Raw genomic sequence first — 26,312 nt, forward strand, 5'->3', positions numbered from 1 at the left:
ATGCAGGCATAGATAGTCTGGCGAGCATGCCGGAGAGGCCAAATGCCTGCCTATATCATTTCCGATGTCACCATCCGCGACCACGAGGCATTCCAGACATACCGCTCGCGTGCCGCGGCTTCCATTGCCCACTATGGCGGGCGCTATCTCGTACGCGGCGGCCAGGTGGATACGCTGGAGGGCGAGTGGCATCCCACACCGCTGATCGTTGTCGAATTTCCTGACATTGAGCAGGCACGGCGCTGGTATGCATCCGCTGAGTATGCTGCAGCGCTGGATGTGCGCGACGCCGCGCTCAGCCGCCATCTGATCCTGGTCGACGGCATGACACACTGAAGCCAATCAGACGGTTTTCTCGTCCAGCAGCCCCGAGACGAAATCGAAGAGACCCGGCCGGCGGTCGCGCCGCAATCGTTCGGCGACGACGATGCCGCGCACCTCGGCGAAGGCGCGGTCGAGATCGTCATTGACGATGACGAAATCATATTCCTTCCAGTGCTCGATCTCGTTGCGGGCATTCTTCAGCCGCGTCTCGATCACCGCTTCCTGATCCTCGGCGCGGCGCTTCAGGCGGGCCTTCAATTCCTTCATCGACGGCGGCAGGATGAAGATCGAGACGATGTCGGCGCGCATCTTCTCCTTCAACTGCTGGGCGCCTTGCCAGTCGATGTCGAACAGCATGTCGCGGCCCTGCGCAAGCGCCAGTTCCGCGGGTTCGCGCGGTGTCGCATAGCAATTGCCGTGCACCTCCGCCCACTCGAGCAGCGCATCGGAATCACGCAACCGTTCGAACTCGCGCATCGTGCGGAAATGGTAGTGAACACCCTCGATCTCCGAGCCGCGGCGCGGCCTGGTGGTGACCGAGACCGACAATTCGAGGCTGGAATCGCTTTCCAGGAGGTTGCGCGCGATCGTCGACTTGCCGGCACCGGATGGCGACGACAGGACGAGCATCAGCCCCCGGCGGCGGATGCGGGATCCCAAATCCCTGGGAACCATCGGTTCCTTGGCGACCATCGGCTACTCCAGATTCTGGACCTGTTCACGAAACTGGTCGACCACCGCCTTCAGCTCCAGTCCGATCGCGGTGACGGCTGCGGCATTCGACTTCGAACACAGCGTATTCGATTCGCGGTTAAATTCCTGTGCCAGAAAATCGAGCTTCCGGCCGACGGCACCGCCGCCCTCAAGCAGCGCCCGGCCAGATGCGACATGCGTTTTCAGCCGATCGATCTCTTCGCGAATATCAGCCTTGGTGGCGAGGAATGCCGCCTCCATGTGCAGGCGGCTCGCATCCAGATTGGCGGACGCGTCCATCAGCAGCCTGACCTGCTCGGCTATGCGTTCACGGATCGCCGCCGTCTCGCGGGACGGATCCGCCTCCGCGCGCAGCGTCAGTGCCTCGATGGCGTCGATGTGGGCGGACAGCAGCAAAGCCAGGGCCGCACCCTCGCTTTGCCGTGCCTGTTCGAGCCCTTTCAGCGCCACGTCGAGCGCGGCCATGATGGCGGAGTCGAGCACAGCGCGCGCCTCTTCGGTTTCCACGGTTTCGGGAATGTCGAGCACGCCACGCAGCGACAGCAGGCCGTCAGCGGTCGCGGGAGCAACGCCGAACTGTTCCTGCAGCCGCTTGGCGAGACCCGCAAGGTCCTTCAGAAACGCCTCGTTGACGACGGGTTGCGCCTGCGCGCCGGCGGCGCGGCCGATGGTCAGCGTCGCCTGGAAATTGCCGCGGGCGAAACGCTTCTGCAGCGTTTGCCTGACCGCCGGCTCCAGACGCTCGAAACCTTGCGGCAGCCGCAGCCGCACCTCGACGCTCTTGCCGTTGACGGATTTGACTTCCCAGGCGATCGAGGTGCCGTCGTGCTCGGCGACGGCACGCGCAAATCCGGTCATGCTCTGCAAATTCATGTCGCCTGCACATCCCTGGCGCATCACCCCGAAACCAGTTTCCGGACAGGGCAAGTGCTGCTTGAAAATAACCACGCCGTAGGTGCGTCAAAATCGGACGCGTGGCGTTCCTTCAAATGTCAGGCTGTCGCCTTCCGGGCAACGCCTTTCTTCGCCTACTGGGCATCGCCCGCATCGCCGCCGGCGTCGCCATTGTCGCCACCGGTGCTGCCGTCGGCAGGCTTGTCGGCAGCAGGGTTGTCGGCAGCAGGCTTGTCGGCATTGCCGTTTGCACCAGCGCCAGCCGCGGCCTTGGCCGCGTCATCGGCCTGCTTCTTCTGCAACGCACGATAACGAGCGACGTTCTCATTGTGTTCGTCGAGCGTCGCCGCAAAGACGTGACCGCCCGTGCCGTCGGCGACGAAATAGAGATCGTCGGTCTTCGATGGATTGGCCACGGCCTCAAGCGCTGCGCGGCCCGGATTGGCAATGGGCGTCGGCGGCAGGCCGTTGATCATATAGGTATTGTAGGGCGTCTGCTTCTGGATGTCCGACTGGTAGATCGGGCGGTCCGCGGGCTTGCCCTTGCCGCCGAACAGACCATAGATGATGGTCGGGTCGGATTGCAGGCGCATGCCCTTGGCCAGGCGGTTGAGGAAGACGGCGGCGACGCGCGAACGCTCGTCACCCTTGCCGGTTTCCTTCTCGACGATCGAGGCCAGCGTGACGAAGTCCTCGATGTTGGCCAGTGGCAGGTCCGGCGCGCGCCGCTGCCAGACCTCGTCGACCAGTTTCTTCTGGTCGGCCTCCAGCTTGTCGATCATCTGCTGGCGCGTCGCACCGCGCGTGAAGCGCAGCGTGTCGGTGGCAAGGCTGCCCTCGGGAGGCGTTGTCGCCGGCATGTCGCCGCTCAAGGCGGGTTCATCGGCGATACGCTGCAGAGCCTGCTCAACCGTCAGCCCTTCCGGAACGGTCAGCGAGTACATCACCGACTTGCCGCTTTTCAAAAGCTCCATGATGTCGCGCATGGATGCCCGGGGCTTGATCTCGTATTCGCCGGCCTTGAGCGCGGAATCGTTGCCGAAAGCACGCACGCCAAGGCGGAAGACGCGGGCGTCGCTGATCAGTCCACGGCGCTCGAGCTGGTCGGCGATGTCCTGGACGCCGGTGTTCGGCTTGACCAGGAAGGTGTCGCCATTGGCCGAGGGACCGGGTTCAGTGAACTCCTGCTTGCCGAAGTAAAGTGCCGCGCCCGCGGCCAGAACCATCAGCATCACCAGGGAGATGACGAAGTTCATGAACACGACGACCTGGCTGCGCGAAGCGCGCGAGCGCTTCGGCGGCGGCGTTCCGGCTTCCGGCCGCAAGGCTTCGCTGGCTGTCTTCGGCACGATCGGTCCGGTATTGTTCGCCGGTCGTTGCCCGACTTCTCCATTGCCCGCCGGATTTGTGTTCATCTCGCCCTACCGTTTGATCTCTCAACGAATCCCCCGCGGCAGAGTAGGGGCGAATATGGCAAAATTGACGACATGCCGAGGCATCGCCCGGCAGCCGGACGATCAGCCATTGTGGCGCTGGAACACAAGCGAAGCGTTTGTGCCGCCGAAGCCGAAGGAATTGGAGAGCGCCACGTCGATCTGGCGGGAGCGAGGCTTGTTCGGCACCAGGTCGATCGCTGTTTCGCGCTCCGGCTTGTCGAGATTGATGGTCGCCGGCGCGACATTGTCCCTGATCGCAAGGATCGAAAAGATCGCTTCGGCAGCACCAGCCGCGCCCAGGAGATGGCCGATCGACGACTTGGTCGACGACATCGAAATCTTCGACGCGGCATTGCCGACAAGCCGCTCGACAGCGCCGAGTTCGATCGTATCGGCCATGGTCGAGGTGCCATGCGCGTTGATGTAGTCGACATCGGCGGGCGCAAGCCTGGCCCGGTTCAACGCCGCGGTCATGCAACGGAAAGCGCCATCGCCGTCCTCGGCCGGTGCGGTGATGTGATAGGCGTCGCCGGTAAGGCCGTAGCCGGTCACCTCGGCATAAATCTTGGCGCCCCGCGCCTTGGCGTGCTCGAGTTCCTCCAGCACCACAACACCGGCGCCCTCGCCCATGACGAAGCCGTCGCGGTCACGGTCATAGGGACGCGACGCCGTTTGCGGCGTGTCATTTCGCTCGGTCGACAGCGCCCGGCAGGCGGCGAAACCGGCGATCGACAGCCTTGTCACCGGCGCCTCGGCGCCGCCGGCGAGCATGACATCGGCATCGCCCCACATGATCAGGCGGGCCGCATCGCCAATGGCGTGCGCGCCGGTCGAGCAGGCCGTGACCACGGCATGGTTCGGGCCTTTCAGCCCGTGCCGGATCGAAACCTGGCCGGAGACGAGATTGATGATCTGGCCGGGGATGAAGAAGGGGCTGATGCGGCGCGGACCGCGCTCCTTGAGGATTATCGCGTTCTCGGCAATGCCCTCGATGCCGCCAATGCCAGAACCGATGAGCACGCCTGTGGCGCATTGTTCTTCGTGTGTCTTGGGCTCCCAGCCTGAATCCTTCAGCGCTTCGTCGGCGGCGGCAATCCCATACAGGATGAAGTCGCCGATCTTGCGCAATTCCTTCGGCTCGAGCACGGCCTCGGGATTGAAGGTGGCATTGCTGCCGTCACCACGCGGAATGACGTGGGCGATCTTGCAGGCAAGATCGTCCACCTCGAACTCGGTGATGCGCTTGGCCGCGCTGCGGCCGGTCAGAAGTTCCTTCCAGCTGTGCTCGAAGCCCATGCCGAATGGCGACAACAACCCAAGGCCCGTGACGACGACACGCCTCATCGCAGGTCCTCCCCGGTGATGACTGCGGAAAGCTTCAGGCCGACGCCTTGTCGATGTACTTCACGGCATCGCCGACGGTCAGGATGGTCTCGGCCGCGTCGTCGGGAATTTCCACGCCGAACTCTTCTTCGAACGCCATGACGAGTTCGACCGTGTCGAGGCTGTCAGCGCCCAGATCATCGATGAAGCTCGCCTGCTCCGTCACTTTGTCGGCATCGACGCCAAGGTGCTCGATGACGATCTTCTTGACGCGCTCTGCGGTGTCACTCATTTGGGGCATCCTCGTCTTTTGTTTGTCTGTCTTCGTTAGCGGGCAGAATGCCGCTAATCAAGCTGAAAGATGGTCCTGCCGGAAACGCAACGGCTACGAACCGGTTTTTGCCCGAACCGCCGGGTTGCGGGCCGCATTACACGAAAAATGGCTGAGGTCCAAGGTGAAATGGTCTCTTTTCACAGGCCCGCCCTATCCGTCAAATCATGGCCATACCGCCATTGACATGGATGGTCTGGCCGGTGACGTAGCCGGCTTCGTTGGAGGCCAGGTAGGCGACGGCGGACGCCACTTCAGCACCCGTGCCCATGCGGCGCGTCGGAATCGCCGCCATGATCGCCTCCTTCTGCTTGTCGTTGAGCTTGTCGGTCATCGCCGATTCGATGAAGCCCGGGGCGACGCAGTTGACGGTGATGTTGCGGGTGGCGATCTCCTGCGCCAGCGATTTGGAGAAGCCGATCATGCCGGCCTTTGAGGCGCAATAATTGGCCTGGCCGGGATTGCCGGTCACGCCGACCACGGAGGTGATGTTGATGATGCGGCCATGGCGGCGGCGCATCATCGGATGGGTGAGTTCGCGGGTCAGCCGGAAAACGGCGGTCAGGTTGACCTCGAGCACGGAGTCCCAATCGGCGTCCGACATGCGCACGAACAGGCCGTCCTTGGTGATGCCGGCATTGTTGACCAGTATGTCGACGCCTTCGAGTTCGGCCTCCGCCTTCTGGCCGAGCGCCTTGACTTCATCGCGGTTCGACAGATTGGCCGGGAACAGCTTGACCCGATCGCCGAGTTCGCCCGCCAAAGTTTCCAGTTTCTCGATGCGGGTGCCGTGCAGGCCGACAATGGCGCCTTGCGCATGCAGCACGCGGGCAATCGCCTCGCCGATGCCTCCCGATGCGCCAGTGACGAGTGCCTTGCGGCCGGTCAGTTCGAACATTTTCGTCTCCTGATCTGAGAAAACACCCTTCACACGGGTGGGGTCAAATCGCCAGTGGATTATGCGAATGCGGCCAACGCGGCCTCGACATCGGCCGGCGTGCCGACGGCCGATGTCGCGATGTCGCGGTTGATGCGCCGTGCCAGCCCCGACAGCACCTTGCCGGCGCCGATCTCGTAAAGCGTCGTGACGCCGTTGGCGCCGAACCATTCGACCGTTTCGCGCCAGCGCACGCGGCCGGTGATCTGCTCGACCAGGCGCCGGGCGACCTCGTCGGGATCGCTGGTCGGGGTCACCGTGACGTTGGACACTACTGGCACCGTCGGCGCATACTTCGTCACACCGGCGAGCGCGTCGCGCATGACATTGGCCGCCGGCGCCATCAGCGCCGAATGGAAGGGGGCCGAGACCTGCAGCATCAGCGCCCGCTTGGCGCCCTTTTCGGTGCACAGTTTCGCCGCCAGCTCGACCGCGGCCTTGGCGCCGGAAATGACCAGCTGGCCGCCGCCATTGTCGTTGGCGATCTGGCAGACATGGCCGGAGCCTTGCGCGGCCTCGGTGCAAGCCCCTTCGACATCCGCCTGCTCAAGTCCGATGATGGCCGCCATGGCGCCTTCGCCGGCCGGCACCGCTGCCTGCATGGCGTTGCCGCGAATGCGCAGCAACCGGGCCGCATCGGCGACGGAAACGAAACCGGCGGCGGCAAGGGCCGAATATTCGCCCAGCGAATGGCCGGCGACATAGGCGACCTTGTCCTTCAGCGAGAAACCGCGCGCTTCCAGCGCCCTGGTCGCCGCCAGCGAAACCGCCATCAGCGCCGGCTGCGCGTTGGCGGTCAGCGTCAAGGTCTCCTCCGGACCTTCCCAGATCAGCTTCGACAGGTTTTCGCCGAGCGCGTCATCGACTTCCTGGAAAACCCTGCGTGCCTCGGGAAAGGTGTCGGCGAGATCCTTGCCCATGCCGACAGCCTGGCTGCCTTGTCCCGGAAAGGTGAATGCGACGGCCATGCGTGGGCTCCCGAAGACTGGTTTTACTTGCCGATAACACGAATTTTCCCTGCCTGTGGCGCAAGGCGGGCCGCCAAGTCAAGCCCGGTTCAACCCGGCCCCAGTTGCGAACCGTAGGCCGAGTGCCTGTTCCGAAAGGGCTTTTTGGCGATCACACCTGATGAAAACCGCTCACGAATCGTTCGCTGGCTCTTCTTATTTCCGCCACAGGCGCTAGCTTTGCGTGACAATTATATGACAATCGCGTGACTTGGGTTGTCGCCGGGTGGGAAGTTAAAGTGGCAAAGAGTTCAAAACGCGCCAGCAAAGCTGCGCCTCAATTCCTGGAAGACGATCCGTCCACCGGCTATTTGCCGGGCCGGAGATGGCCGGTCGTCCGTTACGGGCTGATAAGCCTCGCGATCTCCGCCATCCTGGTGTTCGCGATCGAATTGATCGTGCGCGGTGACGTTGCCGGCACCGTTTCCTTCTTCCTGCAGCCGCTCAAGCCGGGCTGGACCACCATCGTCGTGTTCGCGCTGATCCTCATCGGTCTCGACGCCGTTCTGGGACGCAGCCATCAGAGCCTGATGATCGTCGCGCCCTTGACGCTGGCGCTGGCCTTTGTCGGCCATCAGAAATCGCATTATCTCGGCGATCCGCTCTACCCGACTGACTTTCTCTACGCTCGCCAGATCTTCGCGCTGCTGCCGCTTCTGGTACGTGACCGGCCGATGACCGCGCTCGCCATGGTCGTCGGCATCATCGCCGGCCTGTCGCTGCTCGTCTATGGCTGGCGGCTGTGGCGCCGCAAGGTTCCAGCGCTCAGCCACAAGGGCCGCCTTGCCCGGCTGACGCTGGCGGTGCCGATGCTCGCCTTCTTCGTCTCGATCATGGACTATGCCACCTTCTCCTGGACCAGGGATCGGCTGCAGATCATCCCGATCATGTGGGACCAGAAGGAAAACTATGCCTCCAACGGCTTTGCGCTCGCCTTCGCGCTCAACGTGCCGATGGCGCATGTCTCGGCGCCGCCGGGCTACACGGACAAGGCGATCGCGGCGATCGACCGCTCGGATGTGACCGTCTCGGTGCCGGCCGAGAAGCCCGACATCATCATCGTCATGAGTGAATCCTTCTGGGATCCGACGAAGCTGCCCGGCGTCAGCATCACGCCCGACCCGATCCCCAATGTGCGGGCGCTGCGCTCGGGCTCTATGTTCTCGCCCGAATTCGGCGGCATGACCGCCAACATCGAGTTCGAGGCGCTGACCGGCTTTTCCAACGCATTCCTGCCAGCCGGCAGCATCCCCTATCAGCAATATGTGCGCACGCCGACGCCTTCGCTCGCAACCTTCCTGAAGAGCCAGGGCTACCGGGCGCGCGCCATCCATCCCGGCACCAACTGGTTCTGGAACCGTGGCGCGGTCTATGCCGATTTCGGCTTCAACGATTTCAAATCCGAAGAGACGCTGCCGCCCATGGAAAAGCGCGGGCCGCTGGCATCCGACGCGGCGATGACCGATGAGATCATCAGCGAGGCCGACGCCAGCGACGACCCGGTGTTCTTCTTTGCCGTCAGCCTGCAAAACCACGGTCCCTACGAGCCGAACCGCTATTACAATCCGACACACGTAGTGCAGGCACCGATCAGCCAGTGGGCGCGCGAGTCGCTGCTCAGCTACGCCGAGGGCTCAGCCGACGCCGACCGCGGCCTTGAACGCCTTGTCGAATGGGCGAAGAAACGCTCCCGCCCCACCGTGATCGCCTTCTTCGGCGACCATCTGCCGCCGCTGGGACCGGTATATGTCGAAACCGGCTTCCTGAAGGACAATGTCGCGCCGCGCAAGGAACCGACGCCGGAAGCCGCCCTTGAACATCATCAGACGCCGCTGATCATCTGGTCGAACCGCTCCGGTCCGGTCGAGAACCTGGGTGCGGTCAGCCCCGCGTTCCTGCCCTATCATATCCTGACCGCTGCCGGCATCAGCCATCCTTACTACACCGGCTTCCTGGGCGAGATGCGGGAGCGCTACCGCGTCGTCGACCGCAACCTGCTTCTGACCCCGGCCGGCGAGGCAACGCCCGACTGGTCGCGCCAGAAGGAGATCGACCCGGCGATCCGCGATTTCCGGCTCATCCAGTACGACATGATGTTCGGCAAGCGCCACGCGGCGCCCGCCTTCTTCCCCGAGACGGTCGACAAGGTCGTCGTCCACACGAGTTGATCAGCCGACCCATCGGATTCAGCCTGGACCTGGCGGGGCGAACACTCAATTCGTCAGTTGCAGCCTTGAGAACTTGTTGGCGATCTGTTGGAAAACGTCCGGCAGCTTGGCCGGGTCGTTGACGGCATAGTAGCCGCTCGGGTCGGATGCACAGGCACTGTAAAGCGCGCGGTTGGCGGCGGTGTCGGATTGCAGCACCATGGTGTAGATTTGCACGTCCTCGTCCTTCAGTTGCGTGCAAACGCTTTTGGTCCAGCCGTCGACATTGCGCGCCGCGGCGGTCTGATCGTCCGATCCGAAACGGCCACCCGCCAGATAGCCATAGGATGTGTAGTCGGACTTTGTCGGCTGTTCGCTGGCGCCATAGACAACGTTCTCGCCGTCAGTGAGCAACAGCACGATCTTGCTGATGCCGCGCGTCTTCCACGGCGCTCCATCGGTGTAGGGCGCGGCGGGCGACAGCACCCGCATGCCCCACGACAGGCCTTCGGAGACATTGGTGCCCGAACCGTTCCACTCGGTCATCTCGCTTGCTGCCTTGCGCAGCTTGTCGAAATCGTCGGTCAGGGGGACGATGGGTGTCGGGCAAGCGCGGTTCGGGCCGACGGTGATGGGGGAACCCGTCTCGGTGATGAGCTCGTTGGTCGGCACAACATATTTAGCCACCTTTTCCTTGGCAGCCTTGTCGGCCGGTGGCACAGGGTCGGCCAGACTGCTGAGATCGATACCGAGGCGGTTGCCTTTCAGCTTGGCGACCTTGGTGTTGTCGCTGGCGTCGTCGAGATAGGAATTGTTGTAATATTTGGCCGCATTGCCATAGGAGCTAGACGGCTTTTGGGCACCTTCCGGATCGTCCGGCGCAAAATACGGAACGAACAGCGTGTCGGGCTTGTCCGGGTCAGGTGGGGTATCGGAAATGTTATAAGCGCCCGGCCGCGCCTCGACACAGCCCTTCCATCCGGTGCCGTTCCATCCGGCCGCGGTCCATCCGGTGTCCTTGAGCTGCTTGAAAAGCGCCATATGATTGGGACGCTTGCCGTCGATGACGGGGAAATTGACGCCATTGGTGGAAGACTTGCCGTCCATGTCGATCCAGGACGGGTCGAATTCATCGCCATTGACGTTGACGGCCGTGACGAACGGAACCAGGGAGGCGCGAATCTGGCGCGTCGGCGATTTCGTCGCCTCGAGTGTGTCCAGCAGGGACTTCGTTGCCGTCCTCAACGCCGTCATGCGGGCACCGGCCATCGAGCCGGTATTGTCCAGCACCAGCACGACTTCGAGCTGATTGTTCGATTCGACCGCCGAGGCATCGACGGCAATGTGTCTGTTCCGGCCGAACAGGAAACCGAAGTTCAAATTGACGTCGGCCGACGCAGCCGCCTTGGTCTTGATGAAGTTGACGCCCCTGTCGACGGTCAGCGTCGCCTGCGCGTTGGCGAGTTCGCCATGCCCGGCGATGTTGGCCTGAAAATAGCGGTCGAAGGCATCGGTGCGGGTAATGTCGAGGTCGCCGAGATGCGAGGAGGCAAGGTTGGCGGCGTCGAGAGCATTCTGCAGGTTGCTCTTGGCTCGCATGACGGTGGACACGTCGACCGCGAAGGCCACGGCCGACAGGATGGCCGGCAGGCCGAGCCCCATCAGCAGTGCGAAATTGCCGCTCTTTGAGCGCCAGAATCTGTTGAGAAGCATCCTTACCCCCGGAAATGCTTGCCGCTTGTTCTGCGCGGATCGCCCGGGCTTTTGCGCCTTCCATGATGAATCGACCGTTGACGGCGAGGCTCAACCCTGCACAACCTGACACTGTGGTTAAGGGCCGGTTGCCGGAATCACCAGGCCATTCCGGCGCTGCCGCCTGATTTTCCGGCGCCCTGCGACATCGGGACCGCCGCTTGCCCTTGCCTTATCAGTGGATTGCTATATAGACGCCGCCAATCTGCCGGTCCCAGCTGGGGGCTGAACGGAGGGCCGGAGGTTTTATCAAAGCCTTCGTGTGAAGCCAGAAGTGCTTCCGCCTCCCGTGTCTCCGCTCTCGACCGTCTCGTCATGCTCCTTTCTTCCCCGCCCCTTTAACCGGGACAGGCGGGTCAGAGAAGTTGCAGAGGCTTTTGCCGCCGGGAACCGGGAGAGAAACGAAGAAAGGCACGAAGACATAATGGCTCTTTACGAACATGTGTTTCTTGCCCGGCAGGACCTCTCGCAGCAGCAGGTCGATGCGCTTGTCGAACAGTACAAGGGTGTCATCTCCGCGAATGGCGGGTCCGTCGGCCGGGTCGAGAACTGGGGACTGAAGTCCCTCACCTACCGGGTCAACAAGAACCGGAAGGCCTACTACACGCTCATGGACCTCAACTGCCCGCCGGCAGCGCTCAACGAAATGGAGCGCCAGATGGGTCTGTCCGAGGACGTCCTGCGTTTCCTGACCATCAAGGTCGAGGCGCACGAGGAAGGTCCGTCGGCCATGATGCAGAAGCGCGAAGAGCGCTCCGAGCGCGGCAGCTTCGGCGACCGCGACCGTGGCGATCGTGGCCCGCGTTCGTTCGGCGACCGTGATCGCGGCGACCGTGGCGATCGTCCGCCGCGTTCGTTTGGCGACGCCGGTGGCGATCGTGGTCCGCGCCGTCCGCGCGAAGGCTTTGAAGGGGGTGCAGAATAATGGTCGACATCAACCAGATCCCGACCCGGCGCCCGTTCCATCGTCGCCGCAAGACCTGCCCGTTCTCCGGCGCCAACGCGCCCAAGATCGACTACAAGGACGTGCGTCTGCTGCAGCGCTACATTTCCGAGCGCGGCAAGATCGTGCCGTCGCGCATCACCGCCGTCAGCCAGAAGAAGCAGCGTGAGCTCGCCAAGGCGATCAAGCGCGCCCGCTTCCTCGGCCTGCTGCCCTACGTGGTCCGCTAATTCTTCCGAACGGGCGGTTCGCCGCCCGTTCCTTTCGCCGGCCATGACGGGCATGACCGGTTCAGCCATCAAATCCCGAGTTGAGGTCAAGGCCTCTAACTGCCGCGACAGGCAGGACAGCGACACCGGCGCTCAAGGCGCTCAAGCTTCCTGACCTGTTCCAGAGAATTCGGCGCCTGCCTTCATGGAGGGACGCCAAACAAAAGGAACAAAACCATGGAAGTCATTCTTCTCGAACGCGTTTCCCGCCTCGGCCAGATGGGCGATACCGTCAAGGTCAAGGACGGCTTTGCCCGTAATTTCCTGCTGCCGCAGGGCAAGGCGCTGCGCGCCAACGAAGCCAACAAGAAGAAGTTCGAAGGCCAGCGCGCCCAGCTCGAAGCCCGCAATCTCGAGCGCAAGTCGGAAGCCAGCCAGGTTGCCGAAAAGCTCGACGGCAAGAGCTTCATCGCCGTTCGCTCCGCCGGTGAAACCGGCCAGCTCTACGGCTCGGTGTCGACGCGCGACATCGCCGAGCTGCTGACGGCGGAAGGTTTTTCGGTCAACCGCAACCAGATCCTGCTCAACCAGCCGATCAAGACCATCGGTCTCACCAATGTGGCGATCGCGCTGCATCCGGAAGTCGAAGTCACCGTCACGCTCAACATCGCCCGCACGGCCGACGAAGCCGAGCGCCAGGCCAAGGGCGAGACGCTGACCACCGCCGAAGCCATCTATGGCGACGACATCAACGACAATGCACGGCCGGAAAACTTCTTCGATCCGAATGCCGAGTTCGACGGCGGCGAAGACAACGCCTGATCGCGTACGGCAAGCGAGGGAGCAGCGCTCCGATCACTTTGTCGTAATCCAGCCGTTCTGGACCAATGCCCGGGCCTCTCGCCCGGGCATTTTTGTGCCAAAAGGAACTTTTCGAACCCCCATATATTGTTGCAGAATTAAGGCAGCCAGTCTGACCGTGAGGGGACACTTGGTTATGAACATTCTGCTGAAGCGCGTTCTCGACCGCCTGGTGCGCACGGGCAATCTCAAGGTAACCGGGCCAAAGGGCTCGACAGTCATCTTCGGCGACGGCAGCGGCGAGCCGGTGCACATGCATATCAAGACCCGGCATGCCGAACGCGCCATCACCTTCGATCCGATGCTGGCGGTGCCCGAATCCTACATGGAGGGCGAACTCGACATCCTCGAAGGCGGCGTGCTGGGGCTGATGCGGATCGCCTTCCAGAACATGGGCAGCGGCGGCATCGACGCGACCTGGTCGAAAGCCATCGAAGGCTTGCGCCACGCCTTCCGCCGCCTGCAGCAGATCAACACCGCCTCGCGTTCGCGCCGCAACGTGCAGCGCCACTACGATCTGTCGGGCGATCTCTACCGGCTCTTCCTCGATGAGGACATGCAGTATTCCTGTGCCTATTTCGAACAGCCTGACATGACGCTGGAAGAGGCGCAGGCCGCCAAGAAGCGCCATATCGCTGCCAAGCTCAGGCTGAAGGCCGGCCAGACCGTGCTCGACATCGGCTCCGGCTGGGGCGGGCTCGGCCTCTATCTGGCCAAGGCGTTCGACGTCGACGTCCAGGGCGTGACGCTGTCGACCGAACAGCATGGCGTAGCCACCGACCGGGCGCATGCGCAAGGCCTGGAAAGCCACGTCCATTTCGAGCTGAAGGATTATCGCGAACTCAACGAACGCTTCGACCGCATCGTTTCGGTCGGCATGTTCGAACATGTCGGCGTCAACCACTTCCGCACCTTCTTCGACAAGGCGGCAACGCTGCTGAAGCCCGATGGCGTCATGCTGCTGCACACGATCGGCCGGTCGGGTGTTCCGTGGGCGACCAGCGCCTTCGTCCGCAAATACATCTTCCCCGGCGGCTATATCCCCGCGCTCTCGGAGGTCATGCCGGCGATCGAGAAGTCGGGCCTTGTCGTCACCGACATCGAAATCCTGCGCCTCCACTATGCCGACACGCTGAAGCACTGGGGCCAGCGCTTCGCCGCCAACCGCGACAAGGCCAAGGCCATCTACGACGAACGCTTCTGCCGCATGTGGGAATTCTATCTGGCCGCTTCGGAAGCCGCCTTCCGCTGGCAGGACCTGGTCATCTTCCAGTTCCAGATCGCCAAGAAGAACGACACGCTGCCGATGACCCGCGACTACATGGCCAAATGCGAAAAGGCCTTGGAGATGCGTGACTTGGGCCGCCGCGAGGCGGCTCCCGTCGAGAAGCCAGTCAAGCCCGCCCGCCGCCGCAAGGTTGCGGAGTAGGCACGCCGTTCGCCATTGGCGCTTGCCATTCCCGGCCCCTGCCCTGAAAAAGGCCTTGTGATCGTCGCGAGGCCTTTTTCATGACTTACCTCCTCTATGCCGCCGCGGCGCTCGCCGAGATAGCCGGCTGCTTTTCGGTATGGGCCTGGTGGCGGCTGGAAAGATCGCCCTTGTGGCTGGCGCCAGGCTTCGTCTCGCTGCTTTTGTTCGCCTGGCTTCTGGCGCTGGTCGACACTAATGCCGCAGGCCGCGCCTATGCTGCTTATGGCGGCATCTACATCGCTGCCTCGCTTGCCTGGCTGTGGCTGGTGGAAGGCGTGCGGCCCGACCGCTGGGATGTTGCTGGCGCCGCACTCTGCATAGCCGGCGCGTCGCTCATCGTGCTCGCACCGCGAGGAGCATAGCGTTGGAACTGCCGGCCCCTCTTCGACAAGCCGTCGATCGCATCCTGGAAAAAATCCCTCTGCTTGAGCTGAAGCAAGCGGCGAAAACCCTGTCGGAGCGCTACCGTGCGGAACTGCGCGACGGCCGCCTGCACATGGCGCAGGACATGGCGGTCAAAGCCTATCTGGCGACGCGGCTGCCGGCGACCTATGCCGCGGTCCGCGCCAGTCTCGACGCACTGAACGCGACCCGGCCGGACTTCGAGCCGAAAACCCTGCTCGATGCCGGCGCCGGCCCTGGTACGGTGCTTTGGGCCACCAACGATCTCTGGCCCGACCTCGAACAGGCGGTCTTGCTGGAGGCGAGTGCGGCCGTGCGCAAGGTCGGCGAGACGCTTGCCGCCGATGCCATCACAACCCGAACCGTCTGGCGTGCCGGCGACGTCACAACGGACCTTGCCGACCTTCGGCCGGCGGACCTCGTGACCTGCGCCTATGTGCTGGACGAGATCGTGCCGGCATCGTTGCCCAAAATGGTCGACCGGCTGTGGCAGCTGACGACAGACACATTGCTGATCGTCGAGCCGGGCACGCCGGCGGGCTGGCAGCGCATTCTGGCGGTGCGCGCGCAGTTGATCGCCGCCGGGGCACATCTGCTGGCGCCTTGTCCGCACGAGGCGCCCTGCCCGCTTACCCCGCCCGACTGGTGCCACTTTTCCCGTCGCGTCGCCCGCTCGCGCCTGCACCGGCTGGCCAAGGACGCCGATGTACCGTGGGAAGACGAGAAATTCATCTTTGTCGCCGCGTCGCGCCAGCCGGCCGCCTCGCACGCCGCGCGGGTCATCGCACCGCCGAAATCCGGTTCGGGCAAGGTTCTGCTCAAGCTTTGCCAGGATGACGGCACGGCCACGGAGCAACTGTTCACCAAGCGTGACGGCGCGGACTTCAAGCTGGCCCGGCGGCTGGACTGGGGCGACAGGCTGGCGTCCGAATAGACCGCCACGGCATTCAGACAACGCCGCCCAAGAAAAATTTCGCAGCCATGTCGAATCCAGGCTGGGCCGTTCGACCATTGGCGTTCTCGGAGCTTCCGGGAAGCCAAAGCGTCAAGCAGCATCAGCCAACAGGAGAAAGACAGTGAACTATATCGCAGGATTTGTCGCCGCCGTGCCCGCCGCCAGCAAGGAAACCTATCGCAGGCATGTCACCGAGGCGGCATCGGTGCTGAAGGAATTCGGCACGACCCGGTTTACGACGTGCTGAGGTGCGTCGCCCCCTCTCCGGTGGTCACGCTGAACCGTGCCGCCGCCCCTTGGCATGCGCGACGGGCCGCAAGCCGGTCTGGCGGCGATCGAAGATCGTGATGGCACAAGGCGGCCTCGATGGCTACCATCTGGCACATGCGGCGCGGGCCGATATGCAGCGGCGGCTTGGCCTGACAGAGGCAGCGAGAGCCTCCTATCGACAGGCTCTCGAACTCGCCCGCCAGCCGGCCGAACAGCGATTCATCATGTCGCGACTTGGGCGGCTCCAGTCCGGCGATTCCGGTTGGACAAGCATCGGAATTTTCTTGTTTTGTTCTTTCCGCGCCGGTATCTTCCACACTCGATTCGTCAATCGAATTTCGTACCCTGCGCGCACAAATTTTTTCGACGCTGTGAATCGTGTGCACAAGCGGGATAAGTCAAAGTTTGTTTATGCCTCATCAATCGCCTCTGCTAGCGACTGATCGGGTTTGAAATCGGGGATATCATGGCAGAGGCAGCGCGGAAATTCGGCGTGGCGGAGCAACCGCTCTATCGCGAGGCACCGAACAATATCGAGGCCGAGCAGGCGCTGCTCGGCGCGATCCTCGTCAACAACGATGCCTTCTACCGCGTCTCCGACTTCCTGAAGCCGGGCCATTTCTACGAACCCCTGCATCGCAGGATCTTCGAGATCGCGGCCGAGCTCATCCGCATGGGCAAGGTGGCGACGCCGATCACCTTGAAGACCTTTCTGCCGGCCGACGAGAAGGTCGGCGACATGACGGTGGCACAATATATCGTGCGTCTGGCGGTCGAAGCCGTCACCGTCGTCAACGCCACTGACTATGGCCGTGCCATCTACGACCTTGCCACGCGCCGCGCGCTGATCACCGTCGGCGAGGACATGGTCAACATCGCCTATGATGCGCCGGTCGACATGTCGCCTTCCGAGCAGATCGAGGACGCCGAGCGCCGCCTGTTCGAACTGGCCGAAACCGGCCGCTACGATGGCGGCTTCGAGAGCTTCACCGACGCGGTCAAGACCGCCGTCGACATGGCCAATGCCGCCTATATGCGCGACGGCCATCTGTCGGGTCTTGCCACCGGCATGCGCGATCTCGACCGCCGCATGGGCGGCCTGCAATCGTCCGATTTGATCGTGCTTGCGGGACGCCCGGGCATGGGCAAGACGTCGCTCGCCACCAACATCGCCTTCAACATCGCCGAGGCCTATGTGCCGGCGCAGCAGGCGGACGGATCGTTCAAGGCGGCCAATGGCGGCGTGGTCGGCTTCTTTTCGCTCGAAATGTCGTCCGAACAGCTGGCGACCCGTATCATTTCCGAGCAGACTGAAATCTCGTCGTCAAAGATCCGTCGCGGCGAAATCAGCGAAATGGACTTCGAAAAGCTGGTCGCCTGTTCGCAGACCATGCAGAAGATCCCGCTTTTCATCGACCAGACCGGTGGTATTTCCATTGCGCAGCTGTCTGCCCGCGCGCGTCGCCTGAAGCGCCAGCGCGGCCTCGACCTGATCGTCATCGACTATATCCAGCTGATGCAGGGTTCATCCGCCAGGGCCTCGCAGAACCGCGTGCAGGAAATCACCGAGATCACCACGGGCCTGAAGGCGCTGGCAAAGGAACTGGCCGTGCCAATCATCGCGCTGTCGCAGCTGTCGCGTCAGGTCGAAAGCCGCGAAGACAAACGCCCGCAGCTCTCCGACTTGCGTGAATCCGGTTCGATCGAGCAGGACGCGGACGTCGTGATGTTCGTCTACCGCGAGGAGTATTACCTCAAGAACCGCGAGCCGAAGCTTGGCACCGAGGAATACGTCAAGTGGGAAAACGAGATGAACGAGATGCGCGGCAAGGCCGAGGTGATCGTCGCCAAGCAGCGCCACGGCCCGACAGGCTCGGTGACGCTCGCCTTCCACGGCGAATTCACCCGCTTCTCCGATCTGGCGGAAGAGCATCATATTGCGGAGAGGTTTGAGTGACCTTTTGAGACAGGCCTCGACCCTTCCAGCACCTTTGTGCGCGTATCCGACGGCAGGCCACAGCTGATGGCCAAATCGCGCGTCCAGTTCATCTGCCAGAATTGCGGATCGGTGCATCAGCGCTGGGCCGGCAAATGCGATGCCTGCGGCGAATGGAACACGCTGGTCGAGGAAGGAACCTCCGGCGGCATCGGCTCGGGGCCCGCCAATACGCGCAATGCCCGCAAGGGCCGCGCGGTGGTGCTGACCACCCTTTCCGGCGACATCGAGGACGCGCCGCGCATCATCTCCGGCATCGGCGAACTCGACCGCGCCACCGGCGGCGGCTTCGTGCGCGGCTCCGCACTTCTGGTCGGTGGTGATCCCGGCATCGGCAAGTCGACGCTGCTCACCCAGGCTGCCGCTGCGCTGGCGTCGCGAGGCCACCGCATCGTCTATGTCTCGGGCGAAGAAGCCGTCGCTCAGATCAGGCTGAGGGCGCAGCGGCTCGGCGTCGCCGACACGCCGGTGGAACTGGCGGCCGAGACCAATGTCGAGGACATCCTTGCCACGATCGCCGACGGCAAGCGGCCGGACCTGGTCATTCTCGATTCGATCCAGACGCTGTGGACCGACCTTGCCGATTCGGCGCCGGGCACGGTTACCCAGGTGCGCGCCGCCGCCCAGGCGATGATCCGTTATGCGAAATCCACGGGTGCCGCGATCGTGCTGGTCGGCCATGTCACCAAGGAAGGCCAGATCGCCGGCCCGCGCGTGGTCGAGCACATGGTCGACGGTGTGCTCTATTTCGAGGGCGAAGGCGGCCACCATTACCGCATCCTGCGCACGGTGAAGAACCGCTTCGGGCCGACCGACGAGATCGGCGTCTTCGAAATGTCGGACAAGGGTCTGCGCGAAGTCTCCAACCCGTCGGAGCTGTTTCTCGGCGAGCGGCATGCCAAATCGCCGGGTGCCGCCGTTTTCGCCGGCATGGAAGGCACAAGGCCGGTTCTGGTCGAGATCCAGGCGCTGGTGGCACAATCCTCGCTCGGCACGCCGCGCCGGGCAGTAGTCGGCTGGGACGGTGCGCGACTGTCGATGGTGCTGGCGGTGCTGGAGGCGCATTGCGGCGTTCGCTTCGGCCAGCACGACGTCTATCTCAACGTCGCCGGCGGCTACCGCATCAGCGAGCCGGCGGCCGATCTGGCGGTCGCCGCCGCACTGGTTTCCTCGCTCACCGGTCTTGCCCTTCCCGCCGATTGCGTCTATTTCGGCGAAATCAGCCTGTCGGGTGCCGTGAGGCCGGTTGCGCATGCGCAGCAGCGCCTCAAGGAAGCCGAAAAGCTGGGTTTTGGTAGCGCGGTTCTGCCCTTGGGCAGCGAGGAACTTGCCGGAGGGATCGGGGCCGGTGCTTTCCAGCCCACCGAGCTTGCCGACCTCGTCGCGCGCATAGCCGGCTCACGTCGAAGCCGCGTGGACGAAGAAGAATGACACGGCTCGCCGAGCCGTGAAAAAGAGATCGGAGCGGGGCGAAAGACATGCCGATTACGCTGCTTGACGGAATCCTGGTCGGCTTCACCCTGGTCTCGGCGATGCTCGCCATGGTTCGCGGCTTTTCCCGCGAAGTCCTATCGGTCGTCTCGTGGGCGGCGGCAGCGGCGGCGGCTTTCTTCTTCTACAAGCCGGTCCTGCCCTATCTGAAGCCCTACATCGAGAATGAGAAGATCGCCATGGCGGCCTCCGCCGGCGTCGTCTTCATCGTCGCGCTGATCGTCGTCTCCGTCATCACCATGAAGCTCGCCGACTGGATCATCGATTCGCGCATCGGCGCACTCGACCGCACGCTCGGTTTCCTCTACGGCGCCGCGCGCGGCATCCTGGTCGTCGCGGTGGCGCTTTTGTTCTTCAACTGGCTGGCCGGCGCCAAGGCCCCGGCCTGGGTGACCGACGCCAAATCACGGCCATTGCTGGAATCGATCGGCGCCAAGATCGAGAACCTGCTGCCCGCCGACACCGAAAACGCAATCCTCAAGAAGCTCAGCCCGAAAGCGGGTGGCGAGACTCCGGCCGCCCCGGATGCGCCAGCGGCGGATGTGCCGGCAACAGGTGACGATGCAAATGCGCCGGCCCCGGACGACAATGACGCTGGTCCCGCGGACAACGCAGCCAAGCCAGCACCGGCAGCACCGGCAAACTGACCCCCGAAAGGGCGCCTGAACAGACGATGGTGTGAACGACTGCACGGCGCGCGTTGCTTTCGACGCGAACCCGCATTATATGGCGATTTTAGCGGAGCTTAAGATGGCAGACGCAGACGACGTGCTTTCCGCCGAGGCCGACGACCATTTCCACGACGAATGCGGTGTGTTCGGCATCTTCGGCCGGCAGGACGCAGCGGCAATCGTCACTCTCGGCCTGCATGCGCTGCAGCATCGGGGCCAGGAAGCGGCAGGCATCGTTTCCTATGACGGCAGCCAGTTCCATGTCGAACGCCATGTCGGCCTGATCGGCGACACTTTCACGAAACAGCGCGTCATCGACAGCCTGCAAGGTAACCGCGCCATCGGCCATACGCGCTACGCCACGACAGGCGGCGCTGGCATGCGCAACATCCAACCCTTCTTCGCCGAGTTGGCCGATGGCGGCTTCGCTGTCGCCCACAATGGCAATTTGACCAACGCCATGACGGTGCAGCGCGCGCTGCAGAAGCAGGGCGCGATCTTCTCCTCGACCTCCGACACCGAGACGCTTCTGCATCTGGTTGCGACCAGCAAGGAACGCGACCTCAACTCGCGCTTCATCGACGCCGTACGGCAGGTCGAAGGCGCCTTCTCGCTGGTGGCGATGACGGCCAAGAAGATGATCGGCTGCCGCGATCCGCTCGGCATCCGCCCGCTGGTGCTGGGCGACCTCGACGGCGCCTGGATCCTCGCTTCCGAGACCTGCGCGCTCGACATTATCGGCGCGCGTTTCGTGCGCGACCTGAAACCCGGCGAGATGGTCGTCGTCACCTCCAAGGGCATTGAAAGCCTGTTCCCGTTCGAGCCGCAGAAGACCCGCTTCTGCATCTTCGAATACGTCTATTTCGCCCGGCCGGATTCTTCGGTCGAAGGCCGCAACGTCTACGAGGTGCGCAAGCGCATCGGCGCCGAGCTGGCACAGGAAAACCCGGTCGAGGCCGACATCGTCGTGCCGGTGCCGGATTCCGGCACGCCGGCGGCGATCGGCTTCAGCCAGGCGGCCGGTATTCCGTTCGAGCTCGGCATCATCCGCAACCACTATGTCGGCCGTACCTTCATCCAGCCCGGTGATTCGATCCGCCACATGGGCGTCAAGCTGAAGCACAACGCCAACCGCCGCATGATCGAGGGCAAGCGCGTGGTGCTGGTCGACGATTCGATCGTGCGCGGCACCACCAGCCAGAAGATCGTGCAGATGGTGCGCGACGCCGGCGCCCGGGAAGTGCATATGCGCATCGCTTCGCCGCCGACCAGCGCATCCTGCTTCTACGGCGTCGACACGCCGGAGAAATCGAAGCTCCTGGCTTCGCGCATGTCGGTGGAAGAGATGGCCGAATTCATCCGTGTCGATTCGCTCGGCTTCCTCTCCATCAACGGCCTCTACCGCGCCGTCGGCGAGGCCAGCCGCAACGATGAGCAACCGCAGTTCTGCGACGCCTGCTTCACCGGCCAGTATCCGACCCGCCTGCTCGACTTCGAAGGCCACGACAATGTGCGCACGCTGTCGCTGCTGGCGAACAGTGGGGCGTAGGCCAGACCTTACGGAAATTCTCGCATGACCCTCGACCTTACCGGCCGCGTCGCGGTCGTCACCGGCGCCTCGCGCGGCATCGGCTATTTCATCGCCAGGGAACTGGCCGCCGCCGGTGCGCATGTCATCGCGGTTGCGCGCACGGTCGGTGGGCTGGAGGAGCTCGACGACCAGATCAAGGCGGCCGGCGGCCAGGCGACGCTGGTGCCGCTCGACCTCGCCGACATGGCCGGCATCGACCGGCTGGGCGGCGCCATCCATGAGCGCTGGGGCAAGCTCGACATCCTCGTCGCCAATGCCGGCGTGCTCGGCGTCATCTCGCCGATCGGCCATGTCGAGGCCAAGACCTTCGAAAAGGTGATGACCATCAACGTCACCTCGACCTGGCGGCTGATCCGCTCGGTCGACCCGCTGCTCAGGCTTTCCGATGCCGGCCGGGCCATCATCCTGTCGTCCAACGCGGCGCATTCGGCGCGCGCCTTCTGGGCGCCCTACGCGGCATCGAAGGCGGCGGTCGAGACCATGATGCGCTCCTGGGCGCATGAGACGCAAAGCCTGCCGCTGCGCGTCAATGCCGCCGACCCGGGCGCCACGCGCACCGCCATGCGGGCCCAGGCCGTGCCCGGCGAGGATCCGGAGACGCTGCCGCATCCTTCAGAGATCGCCAAGCGCATCGTGCCGTTGGCCAGCCCGGAGCTGAAAGAGACCGGGCTGATCTTCCAGGCCAAGCACAACCGCTTCGTCGCTTACAGGCAGCCCGAATAAATTCACACCTTGGTTTGACGGCTCCCGGACCGCTTGGTGGCCTATGTCAGGGATTAAAAGACCCTCCGGCTACGTTCTTCGAACGTAGGACATTCGAAACCGGAGGATCGATATGCGCAGACTTCTTCTCGTTGCCGCTACTGCCTTTGTGGCCGCTCTCGGCGCGACATCAGGTGTGGCCGTCTCGCAAGATGCCAAGATGAGTTTCTTCATCACCAGTGTCGGCTCCGGCAAGGGCGCCGATCTCGGCGGCCTGAAGGGTGCCGACGCGCATTGTGCTTCGCTGGCCGAAGCCGCCGGCGTCACCGGCAAGAGCTGGCATGCCTATCTGTCGACCAGCGCCGAGGATGCCCGCGACCGCATCGGCAAGGGTCCTTGGTTCAACGCCGAGGGCGTCAAGATCGCCGACGATGTCGCTTCGTTGCACAGCGACGCCAACGGCATCGCCAAACAGACGGCGCTCGACGAAAAGGGCGAAGTGGTCAATGGCCGCGGCGACACGCCGAACCGGCATGACATGCTGACCGGGTCGAAGCCCGACGGCACCAGGATCGCCGACCAGACCTGCGGCGACTGGACGATGAGCGGCGCCGAAGGGGCGGCGATGATGGGTCACCACGACCGCACCGGGCTCGACGATTCGGCGGCGGCAAAGTCGTGGAATTCCTCGCATGCCTCACGCGACGGCCGCAGCCAGGAGGCCCTGAAGGGTACTGGCGGCGACGGGTTGTTTTACTGCTTTGCAACCAACTGAGCAGCGTAGGTCGCAAACCCTACTCAGAGATCCGCCACATCATCACGCGGCTGTGATCTGAGGGGGAAAAGCTGCGCGGCGGTCATCCTTTCGTCATTTCCCCGGAGTTGTTAGGATCGTAGCGACTCCCACAACAGCGAGAGCCCAAACTGGGCAGAACAAGGAAACTCCCATGGCTACCACCGCAGCATTGGTCTGGTATCTGGTAATCGCCGGCCCACAGGGCGGCATGGTGGTGCTGCCCAGTACCTTCGACAAGCGCGAACAGTGCACCGCCGCCATCACCGAATATCAGAAGCAGCCGACACCGGCGGGCTGGTCGGTGCAGTGCGTGCCGAGCGCCTCGCCCTTCACCGACGAGGGCGATGCCGAGGAACCGGCCGCGCAGTAGGGATTTGATGCAATAGGGCCCGCGGCCGCTTGCCGCGGGCCTTCTGATTTCAGCGCCGGGCACTCACTGTCAATTCCGGCTTCTGGCTGATGGTCTGGAACACCACGCAATAGCGCTCGGTCAGCTTCAGCAGTGCATCGATGCGCTCCTGCGGTTCATCCGTGTCGAGAGCGAAATTGAGCCGGATGGCACGAAAACCGACCGGCGCGTCCTTGGCGACACCGAGCGTGCCGCGAAAATCGAGATCGCCTTCGGCTTCCACCGTGGCGGCGCCGAGCTTGAACTCGAGCGCCGTCGCCACTGCCTTCAACGTCACCCCGGCGCAGGCCACCAGTGCTTCCAGCAGCATGTCGCCGGAGCAGAGTTCGAGCCCCGAGCCGCCGGTTGCCGGATGCAGGCCGGCGATGGCGGTCGCCCTGCCCGTCTCGACCTTGCAGGCCACCGACTGATCGTCGATCGAGCCCTTCGCTCTCAGCGTGATCAGTGCCTGCGAGGCGTCGTCGCGGTAAGCCTGCTTCAGCGGCGCCTGCATGGCCTTGAGTGCGGTTGCATCCATTTTCGTTGCCTCTTTCGCTTTGCGGCCAGCGAGCAGCATGGCTTCGTCAGATATCAGATATAAGTGCCGATCGCGTCCTGGAAGCAAGCAATCCCTGCCCCAATGCAAGCTCAGGGCTGGCGTAGCGCTGTGTCGGCTTTCACCCGTATAGCTGGGAGCCGAGGCCTGATTTCGCAGAGTTCCTCAAGCTATTCCTGTCGCTTCCCGCACCTTTGGTCCGCGCCTTATGGCCGATGTCGCCATTCTCGAAACACGCGAAAGGGTTCTCGCCGGAATCCTGCTGACCGGTGCTGCCTATCTCCTATTTTCGACGCAGGACGCCTCGATCAAGCTGCTGGTTACCGGAATGACGGTCTGGCAGATCATGTTCTTCCGCAGCATCACCATTCTAGGCGCCTGCGCGGCGATCGGCGGGCCACAGCTGTTTGCCGACACGGTGCGCTCGCAGATCGTGCGGCCGATGCTGGTGCGCAGCGCGTTCACGCTAGCCGCCTGGCTCTGTTACTACAACGCCGCGCGCAGCCTGCAACTCGCCGAGCTGACCACCGTCTACTACGCAGCGCCGATCATCGTCACCGTGTTTTCGGTGTTCCTGCTCGGGGAAAAGGTGCCGATGTCGCGCTGGCTGGCGGTTTTGATCGGTTTTGCCGGCGTCTTCGTCGCTTGCGACCCGACCCATCTCGGCCTGTCCGTGCCGGTGCTGCTGGTGCTGGCGGCCGCCCTATTGTGGGCCATCGCCATCGTGCTCCTGCGCAAGACCGCGCTTGCCGAGCGCTCTATGATCCAGCTTCTCCTCAACAATTTCTATTTCCTGGTGTTTTCGACGGTGCCGGCGCTGTTGTGGTGGCATACGCCTGATCTGGCCCAGTTGCTGCTTCTCGCCAGCGTCGGCGCGCTTGGCGGTCTGGCGCAATATCTCCTCTTCGAAGGCATGAAGCGCACGCCGGCATCGATCCTCGCGCCTCTCGAATATAGTTCGCTGTTATGGGCGTTCGCGCTCGGCTTCGCGATCTGGGGCGACGTGCCGCGCCGCGAAGTGTTTCTGGGTGCCTCCCTGATCATCGCCGCCGGGCTGCTGATCGTCGGCGGCGAGCATTTCCGCAAGCGGCTGTGATGGGGATGACACTCACTGCTGACCCTACGATGTCAGGACCGGACGGGGTAGGTTGTCGGCATGACTGACGTCGCAGCTGCCAAACCCGAAGCCTCCGAACGTACACTTGGCATCATATTGGTGTCGTCATCTGCCGCGGTGTTCGGCCTGACCGGCGTCTTGACCAAGTCGATCCACGCCGATCCGCTGACCATCACCTGCTGGCGCGGCTTTGTCGGCTCGATTCTGATCAGCCTCTATGTGCTGTGGCGCCGTCACCGCTCGGGCAACCGCGGCACGCTGCGGCTTGGCTGGCGCGGCTGGCTGCTGGCAGTGGAAGGAGCGCTGGCCAGTATCGCCTTCATCTCGGCGTTCAAATTCACCTATGTCGCCAATGTCGCGGTCATCTATGCGACGTCGCCCTTCATTGCTGCCCTGCTGGCCTGGGTGCTGGTGCGCGAGCCTTTCCGCCTGCAAACGATGCTTGCGGCCGCCGTATCGTTGTGCGGCGTGGCCATCATGATCTGGTCGGGCTTCGGCACCGGCAATCTGTTCGGCGATGGCCTGGCGCTGCTGATGACGGCCGGCAGCGCGCTCTACATGATCATGGTGCGCGCCTTCCGTGACACGCCCGTTGTGTGGGCCGGCGCGGTTTCAGCCTTCCTGCTGTTCATATTCGGCTGGTTCGTCACCGATCCCCTGGCGGTTTCGGCAAGGGACGCCGTTCTGCTCGTCACCTTCGGAGCATCCTTCGCATTGTCGTCGATCCTCTGGACGGAAGGCGCACGGCTCATCCCGGCGCCCGAATCCGGCTTGCTCGGCTCGGCGGAAGTGCCGTTCGCGATCCTGTTTGCCTTTCTTTTCCTGGCCGAGATACCGCCTCTCGCCAGTATGGTCGGTGGCGCCATCGTGCTCTGCGCGGTGTTCGCCCATGCAGGCCGCGACTGGCTGACAGCCCGCTCGCAGCAGGCTGCGTCAAATATTTCTTAAAAAAGTGACGCAGTCACGGAACCATCATCGGACTCAGACATTATTGGTGCGACGGGCCACCCCCCGAGTCCCCCCAAACC

Annotated in this window: 28 protein-coding genes; 19 read left to right on the forward strand and 9 right to left on the reverse strand. The window is 63.5% G+C overall.

The annotated features are described in order from the left end of the window. The first annotated feature begins 42 nt into the window (after positions 1–42). Entirely contained in the window at positions 43–336 is a 294-nt protein-coding gene (locus tag FJV80_RS26845) for a DUF1330 domain-containing protein (RefSeq protein ID WP_095770672.1), read from the forward strand. Between the two features lie 6 nt (positions 337–342). Here FJV80_RS26845 and gmk read toward each other — a convergent pair whose 3' ends face one another. The 7 genes from gmk to fabD all read right to left on the reverse strand — a co-directional run bounded on the left by gmk (position 343) and on the right by fabD (position 6,927). Further along, positions 343–999 carry a guanylate kinase gene (gene gmk / locus FJV80_RS26850; RefSeq protein ID WP_027053294.1) on the reverse strand — a complete coding sequence of 219 codons (657 nt, stop codon included), beginning with the start codon at positions 997–999 and terminating at the stop codon, positions 343–345. 21 nt (positions 1,000–1,020) lie between these two features. Further along, entirely contained in the window at positions 1,021–1,911 is an 891-nt protein-coding gene (locus FJV80_RS26855; RefSeq protein ID WP_095788287.1) for a YicC/YloC family endoribonuclease, read from the reverse strand. A 155-nt stretch (positions 1,912–2,066) separates the two neighbouring features. Beyond that, a complete protein-coding gene (gene mltG / locus FJV80_RS26860) occupies positions 2,067–3,347 on the reverse strand; it encodes an endolytic transglycosylase MltG (protein ID WP_095788286.1) in 1,281 nt (426 codons plus the stop codon). Positions 3,348–3,449: 102 nt separating this feature from the next. Then, the gene (fabF, locus tag FJV80_RS26865; RefSeq protein ID WP_142877877.1) at positions 3,450–4,712 is read right to left on the reverse strand and encodes a beta-ketoacyl-ACP synthase II; all 1,263 of its coding nucleotides are present in this window, start codon (positions 4,710–4,712) and stop codon (positions 3,450–3,452) included. Positions 4,713–4,746: 34 nt separating this feature from the next. Next, on the reverse strand, positions 4,747–4,983 hold the full coding sequence (locus FJV80_RS26870) for an acyl carrier protein (protein WP_006203723.1): 237 nt from the start codon (positions 4,981–4,983) through the stop codon (positions 4,747–4,749). Positions 4,984–5,182: 199 nt separating this feature from the next. Beyond that, on the reverse strand, positions 5,183–5,920 hold the full coding sequence (gene fabG, locus FJV80_RS26875; RefSeq protein ID WP_095770676.1) for a 3-oxoacyl-[acyl-carrier-protein] reductase: 738 nt from the start codon (positions 5,918–5,920) through the stop codon (positions 5,183–5,185). A 59-nt stretch (positions 5,921–5,979) separates the two neighbouring features. Beyond that, the gene (gene fabD / locus FJV80_RS26880; protein ID WP_142877878.1) at positions 5,980–6,927 is read right to left on the reverse strand and encodes an ACP S-malonyltransferase; all 948 of its coding nucleotides are present in this window, start codon (positions 6,925–6,927) and stop codon (positions 5,980–5,982) included. Between the two features lie 278 nt (positions 6,928–7,205). Between fabD and FJV80_RS26885 the strand changes: the two genes are divergently transcribed. Beyond that, positions 7,206–9,134 carry an LTA synthase family protein gene (locus FJV80_RS26885; protein WP_245437722.1) on the forward strand — a complete coding sequence of 643 codons (1,929 nt, stop codon included), beginning with the start codon at positions 7,206–7,208 and terminating at the stop codon, positions 9,132–9,134. Between the two features lie 45 nt (positions 9,135–9,179). Here FJV80_RS26885 and FJV80_RS26890 read toward each other — a convergent pair whose 3' ends face one another. Then, positions 9,180–10,826: a pilus assembly protein gene (locus FJV80_RS26890; RefSeq protein WP_142877879.1), complete on the reverse strand. Its 1,647-nt coding sequence runs from the start codon at positions 10,824–10,826 to the stop codon at positions 9,180–9,182. A gap of 463 nt (positions 10,827–11,289) precedes the next feature. Between FJV80_RS26890 and rpsF the strand changes: the two genes are divergently transcribed. The 15 genes from rpsF to FJV80_RS26965 all read left to right on the forward strand — a co-directional run bounded on the left by rpsF (position 11,290) and on the right by FJV80_RS26965 (position 23,593). After that, complete coding sequence (rpsF, locus tag FJV80_RS26895) at positions 11,290–11,790, forward strand: 30S ribosomal protein S6 (RefSeq protein ID WP_010915168.1); 501 nt, start codon at positions 11,290–11,292, stop codon at positions 11,788–11,790. Continuing rightward, positions 11,790–12,038 carry a 30S ribosomal protein S18 gene (gene rpsR, locus FJV80_RS26900; protein ID WP_006203718.1) on the forward strand — a complete coding sequence of 83 codons (249 nt, stop codon included), beginning with the start codon at positions 11,790–11,792 and terminating at the stop codon, positions 12,036–12,038. Before rpsF ends, rpsR begins: the two co-directional genes overlap by 1 nt. 216 nt (positions 12,039–12,254) lie before the next feature. Then, entirely contained in the window at positions 12,255–12,839 is a 585-nt protein-coding gene (gene rplI / locus FJV80_RS26905; protein ID WP_010915167.1) for a 50S ribosomal protein L9, read from the forward strand. A 175-nt stretch (positions 12,840–13,014) separates the two neighbouring features. Next, positions 13,015–14,307: a cyclopropane-fatty-acyl-phospholipid synthase family protein gene (locus tag FJV80_RS26910; RefSeq protein ID WP_095770680.1), complete on the forward strand. Its 1,293-nt coding sequence runs from the start codon at positions 13,015–13,017 to the stop codon at positions 14,305–14,307. A gap of 80 nt (positions 14,308–14,387) precedes the next feature. Then, entirely contained in the window at positions 14,388–14,711 is a 324-nt protein-coding gene (locus FJV80_RS26915) for a YnfA family protein (protein ID WP_095770681.1), read from the forward strand. Positions 14,712–14,713: 2 nt separating this feature from the next. Further along, positions 14,714–15,685, forward strand: a complete 972-nt coding sequence (locus FJV80_RS26920; protein ID WP_142877880.1) for a small ribosomal subunit Rsm22 family protein — start codon at positions 14,714–14,716, stop codon at positions 15,683–15,685. A 142-nt stretch (positions 15,686–15,827) separates the two neighbouring features. Further along, entirely contained in the window at positions 15,828–15,953 is a 126-nt protein-coding gene (locus tag FJV80_RS26925) for a DUF1428 family protein (protein WP_245317998.1), read from the forward strand. Positions 15,954–16,053: 100 nt separating this feature from the next. Continuing rightward, a complete protein-coding gene (locus FJV80_RS35290) occupies positions 16,054–16,419 on the forward strand; it encodes a hypothetical protein (protein WP_246689062.1) in 366 nt (121 codons plus the stop codon). A 23-nt stretch (positions 16,420–16,442) separates the two neighbouring features. Further along, positions 16,443–17,933, forward strand: coding sequence for a replicative DNA helicase (locus FJV80_RS26935; RefSeq protein ID WP_019857258.1), 1,491 nt, complete (start codon positions 16,443–16,445; stop codon positions 17,931–17,933). Positions 17,934–17,999: 66 nt separating this feature from the next. Then, the gene (gene radA / locus FJV80_RS26940; protein ID WP_095770683.1) at positions 18,000–19,403 is read left to right on the forward strand and encodes a DNA repair protein RadA; all 1,404 of its coding nucleotides are present in this window, start codon (positions 18,000–18,002) and stop codon (positions 19,401–19,403) included. A gap of 47 nt (positions 19,404–19,450) precedes the next feature. After that, a complete protein-coding gene (locus FJV80_RS26945; RefSeq protein ID WP_142877881.1) occupies positions 19,451–20,110 on the forward strand; it encodes a CvpA family protein in 660 nt (219 codons plus the stop codon). 103 nt (positions 20,111–20,213) lie between these two features. After that, on the forward strand, positions 20,214–21,683 hold the full coding sequence (gene purF / locus FJV80_RS26950) for an amidophosphoribosyltransferase (RefSeq protein ID WP_019857255.1): 1,470 nt from the start codon (positions 20,214–20,216) through the stop codon (positions 21,681–21,683). Between the two features lie 24 nt (positions 21,684–21,707). Then, positions 21,708–22,448, forward strand: coding sequence for an SDR family NAD(P)-dependent oxidoreductase (locus FJV80_RS26955; RefSeq protein ID WP_010915156.1), 741 nt, complete (start codon positions 21,708–21,710; stop codon positions 22,446–22,448). A gap of 112 nt (positions 22,449–22,560) precedes the next feature. Beyond that, positions 22,561–23,202, forward strand: coding sequence for a hypothetical protein (locus tag FJV80_RS26960; protein ID WP_142877882.1), 642 nt, complete (start codon positions 22,561–22,563; stop codon positions 23,200–23,202). A 172-nt stretch (positions 23,203–23,374) separates the two neighbouring features. Continuing rightward, positions 23,375–23,593, forward strand: coding sequence for a hypothetical protein (locus tag FJV80_RS26965; RefSeq protein WP_015318519.1), 219 nt, complete (start codon positions 23,375–23,377; stop codon positions 23,591–23,593). Positions 23,594–23,642: 49 nt separating this feature from the next. On the opposite strand, the gene FJV80_RS26970 is transcribed toward FJV80_RS26965, so the two are convergent. Then, complete coding sequence (locus FJV80_RS26970) at positions 23,643–24,149, reverse strand: OsmC family protein (RefSeq protein WP_142877883.1); 507 nt, start codon at positions 24,147–24,149, stop codon at positions 23,643–23,645. A 226-nt stretch (positions 24,150–24,375) separates the two neighbouring features. Here FJV80_RS26970 and FJV80_RS26975 point away from each other — a divergent pair, with 226 nt between their 5' ends. Further along, positions 24,376–25,263 carry a DMT family transporter gene (locus FJV80_RS26975; protein WP_095770686.1) on the forward strand — a complete coding sequence of 296 codons (888 nt, stop codon included), beginning with the start codon at positions 24,376–24,378 and terminating at the stop codon, positions 25,261–25,263. A 60-nt stretch (positions 25,264–25,323) separates the two neighbouring features. Further along, positions 25,324–26,232 (forward strand): DMT family transporter, encoded by a 909-nt coding sequence (locus FJV80_RS26980; protein WP_142877884.1) that lies wholly within the window; start codon positions 25,324–25,326, stop codon positions 26,230–26,232. The last annotated feature ends 80 nt before the right edge of the window (positions 26,233–26,312 follow it).

It is taken from the genome of Mesorhizobium sp. WSM4310 (genome assembly GCF_007003935.1).
GTDB lineage: Bacteria > Pseudomonadota > Alphaproteobacteria > Rhizobiales > Rhizobiaceae > Mesorhizobium.

What these genes read in the sequence shown, in the direction of transcription:
- FJV80_RS26845 (WP_095770672.1), top strand. Translation starts at nt 43, where the DNA reads ATGCCTGCCTATATCATTTCCGATGTCACCATCCGCGACCACGAGGCA.
- gmk (WP_027053294.1), bottom strand. Translation starts at nt 999, where the DNA reads ATGGTTCCCAGGGATTTGGGATCCCGCATCCGCCGCCGGGGGCTGATG.
- FJV80_RS26855 (WP_095788287.1), bottom strand. Translation starts at nt 1,911, where the DNA reads ATGAATTTGCAGAGCATGACCGGATTTGCGCGTGCCGTCGCCGAGCAC.
- mltG (WP_095788286.1), bottom strand. Translation starts at nt 3,347, where the DNA reads ATGAACACAAATCCGGCGGGCAATGGAGAAGTCGGGCAACGACCGGCG.
- fabF (WP_142877877.1), bottom strand. Translation starts at nt 4,712, where the DNA reads ATGAGGCGTGTCGTCGTCACGGGCCTTGGGTTGTTGTCGCCATTCGGC.
- FJV80_RS26870 (WP_006203723.1), bottom strand. Translation starts at nt 4,983, where the DNA reads ATGAGTGACACCGCAGAGCGCGTCAAGAAGATCGTCATCGAGCACCTT.
- fabG (WP_095770676.1), bottom strand. Translation starts at nt 5,920, where the DNA reads ATGTTCGAACTGACCGGCCGCAAGGCACTCGTCACTGGCGCATCGGGA.
- fabD (WP_142877878.1), bottom strand. Translation starts at nt 6,927, where the DNA reads ATGGCCGTCGCATTCACCTTTCCGGGACAAGGCAGCCAGGCTGTCGGC.
- FJV80_RS26890 (WP_142877879.1), bottom strand. Translation starts at nt 10,826, where the DNA reads ATGCTTCTCAACAGATTCTGGCGCTCAAAGAGCGGCAATTTCGCACTG.
- rpsF (WP_010915168.1), top strand. Translation starts at nt 11,290, where the DNA reads ATGGCTCTTTACGAACATGTGTTTCTTGCCCGGCAGGACCTCTCGCAG.
- rpsR (WP_006203718.1), top strand. Translation starts at nt 11,790, where the DNA reads ATGGTCGACATCAACCAGATCCCGACCCGGCGCCCGTTCCATCGTCGC.
- rplI (WP_010915167.1), top strand. Translation starts at nt 12,255, where the DNA reads ATGGAAGTCATTCTTCTCGAACGCGTTTCCCGCCTCGGCCAGATGGGC.
- FJV80_RS26910 (WP_095770680.1), top strand. Translation starts at nt 13,015, where the DNA reads ATGAACATTCTGCTGAAGCGCGTTCTCGACCGCCTGGTGCGCACGGGC.
- FJV80_RS26915 (WP_095770681.1), top strand. Translation starts at nt 14,388, where the DNA reads ATGACTTACCTCCTCTATGCCGCCGCGGCGCTCGCCGAGATAGCCGGC.
- FJV80_RS35290 (WP_246689062.1), top strand. Translation starts at nt 16,054, where the DNA reads ATGGCACAAGGCGGCCTCGATGGCTACCATCTGGCACATGCGGCGCGG.
- FJV80_RS26935 (WP_019857258.1), top strand. Translation starts at nt 16,443, where the DNA reads ATGGCAGAGGCAGCGCGGAAATTCGGCGTGGCGGAGCAACCGCTCTAT.
- radA (WP_095770683.1), top strand. Translation starts at nt 18,000, where the DNA reads ATGGCCAAATCGCGCGTCCAGTTCATCTGCCAGAATTGCGGATCGGTG.
- FJV80_RS26945 (WP_142877881.1), top strand. Translation starts at nt 19,451, where the DNA reads ATGCCGATTACGCTGCTTGACGGAATCCTGGTCGGCTTCACCCTGGTC.
- purF (WP_019857255.1), top strand. Translation starts at nt 20,214, where the DNA reads ATGGCAGACGCAGACGACGTGCTTTCCGCCGAGGCCGACGACCATTTC.
- FJV80_RS26955 (WP_010915156.1), top strand. Translation starts at nt 21,708, where the DNA reads ATGACCCTCGACCTTACCGGCCGCGTCGCGGTCGTCACCGGCGCCTCG.
- FJV80_RS26960 (WP_142877882.1), top strand. Translation starts at nt 22,561, where the DNA reads ATGCGCAGACTTCTTCTCGTTGCCGCTACTGCCTTTGTGGCCGCTCTC.
- FJV80_RS26965 (WP_015318519.1), top strand. Translation starts at nt 23,375, where the DNA reads ATGGCTACCACCGCAGCATTGGTCTGGTATCTGGTAATCGCCGGCCCA.
- FJV80_RS26970 (WP_142877883.1), bottom strand. Translation starts at nt 24,149, where the DNA reads ATGGATGCAACCGCACTCAAGGCCATGCAGGCGCCGCTGAAGCAGGCT.
- FJV80_RS26975 (WP_095770686.1), top strand. Translation starts at nt 24,376, where the DNA reads ATGGCCGATGTCGCCATTCTCGAAACACGCGAAAGGGTTCTCGCCGGA.
- FJV80_RS26980 (WP_142877884.1), top strand. Translation starts at nt 25,324, where the DNA reads ATGACTGACGTCGCAGCTGCCAAACCCGAAGCCTCCGAACGTACACTT.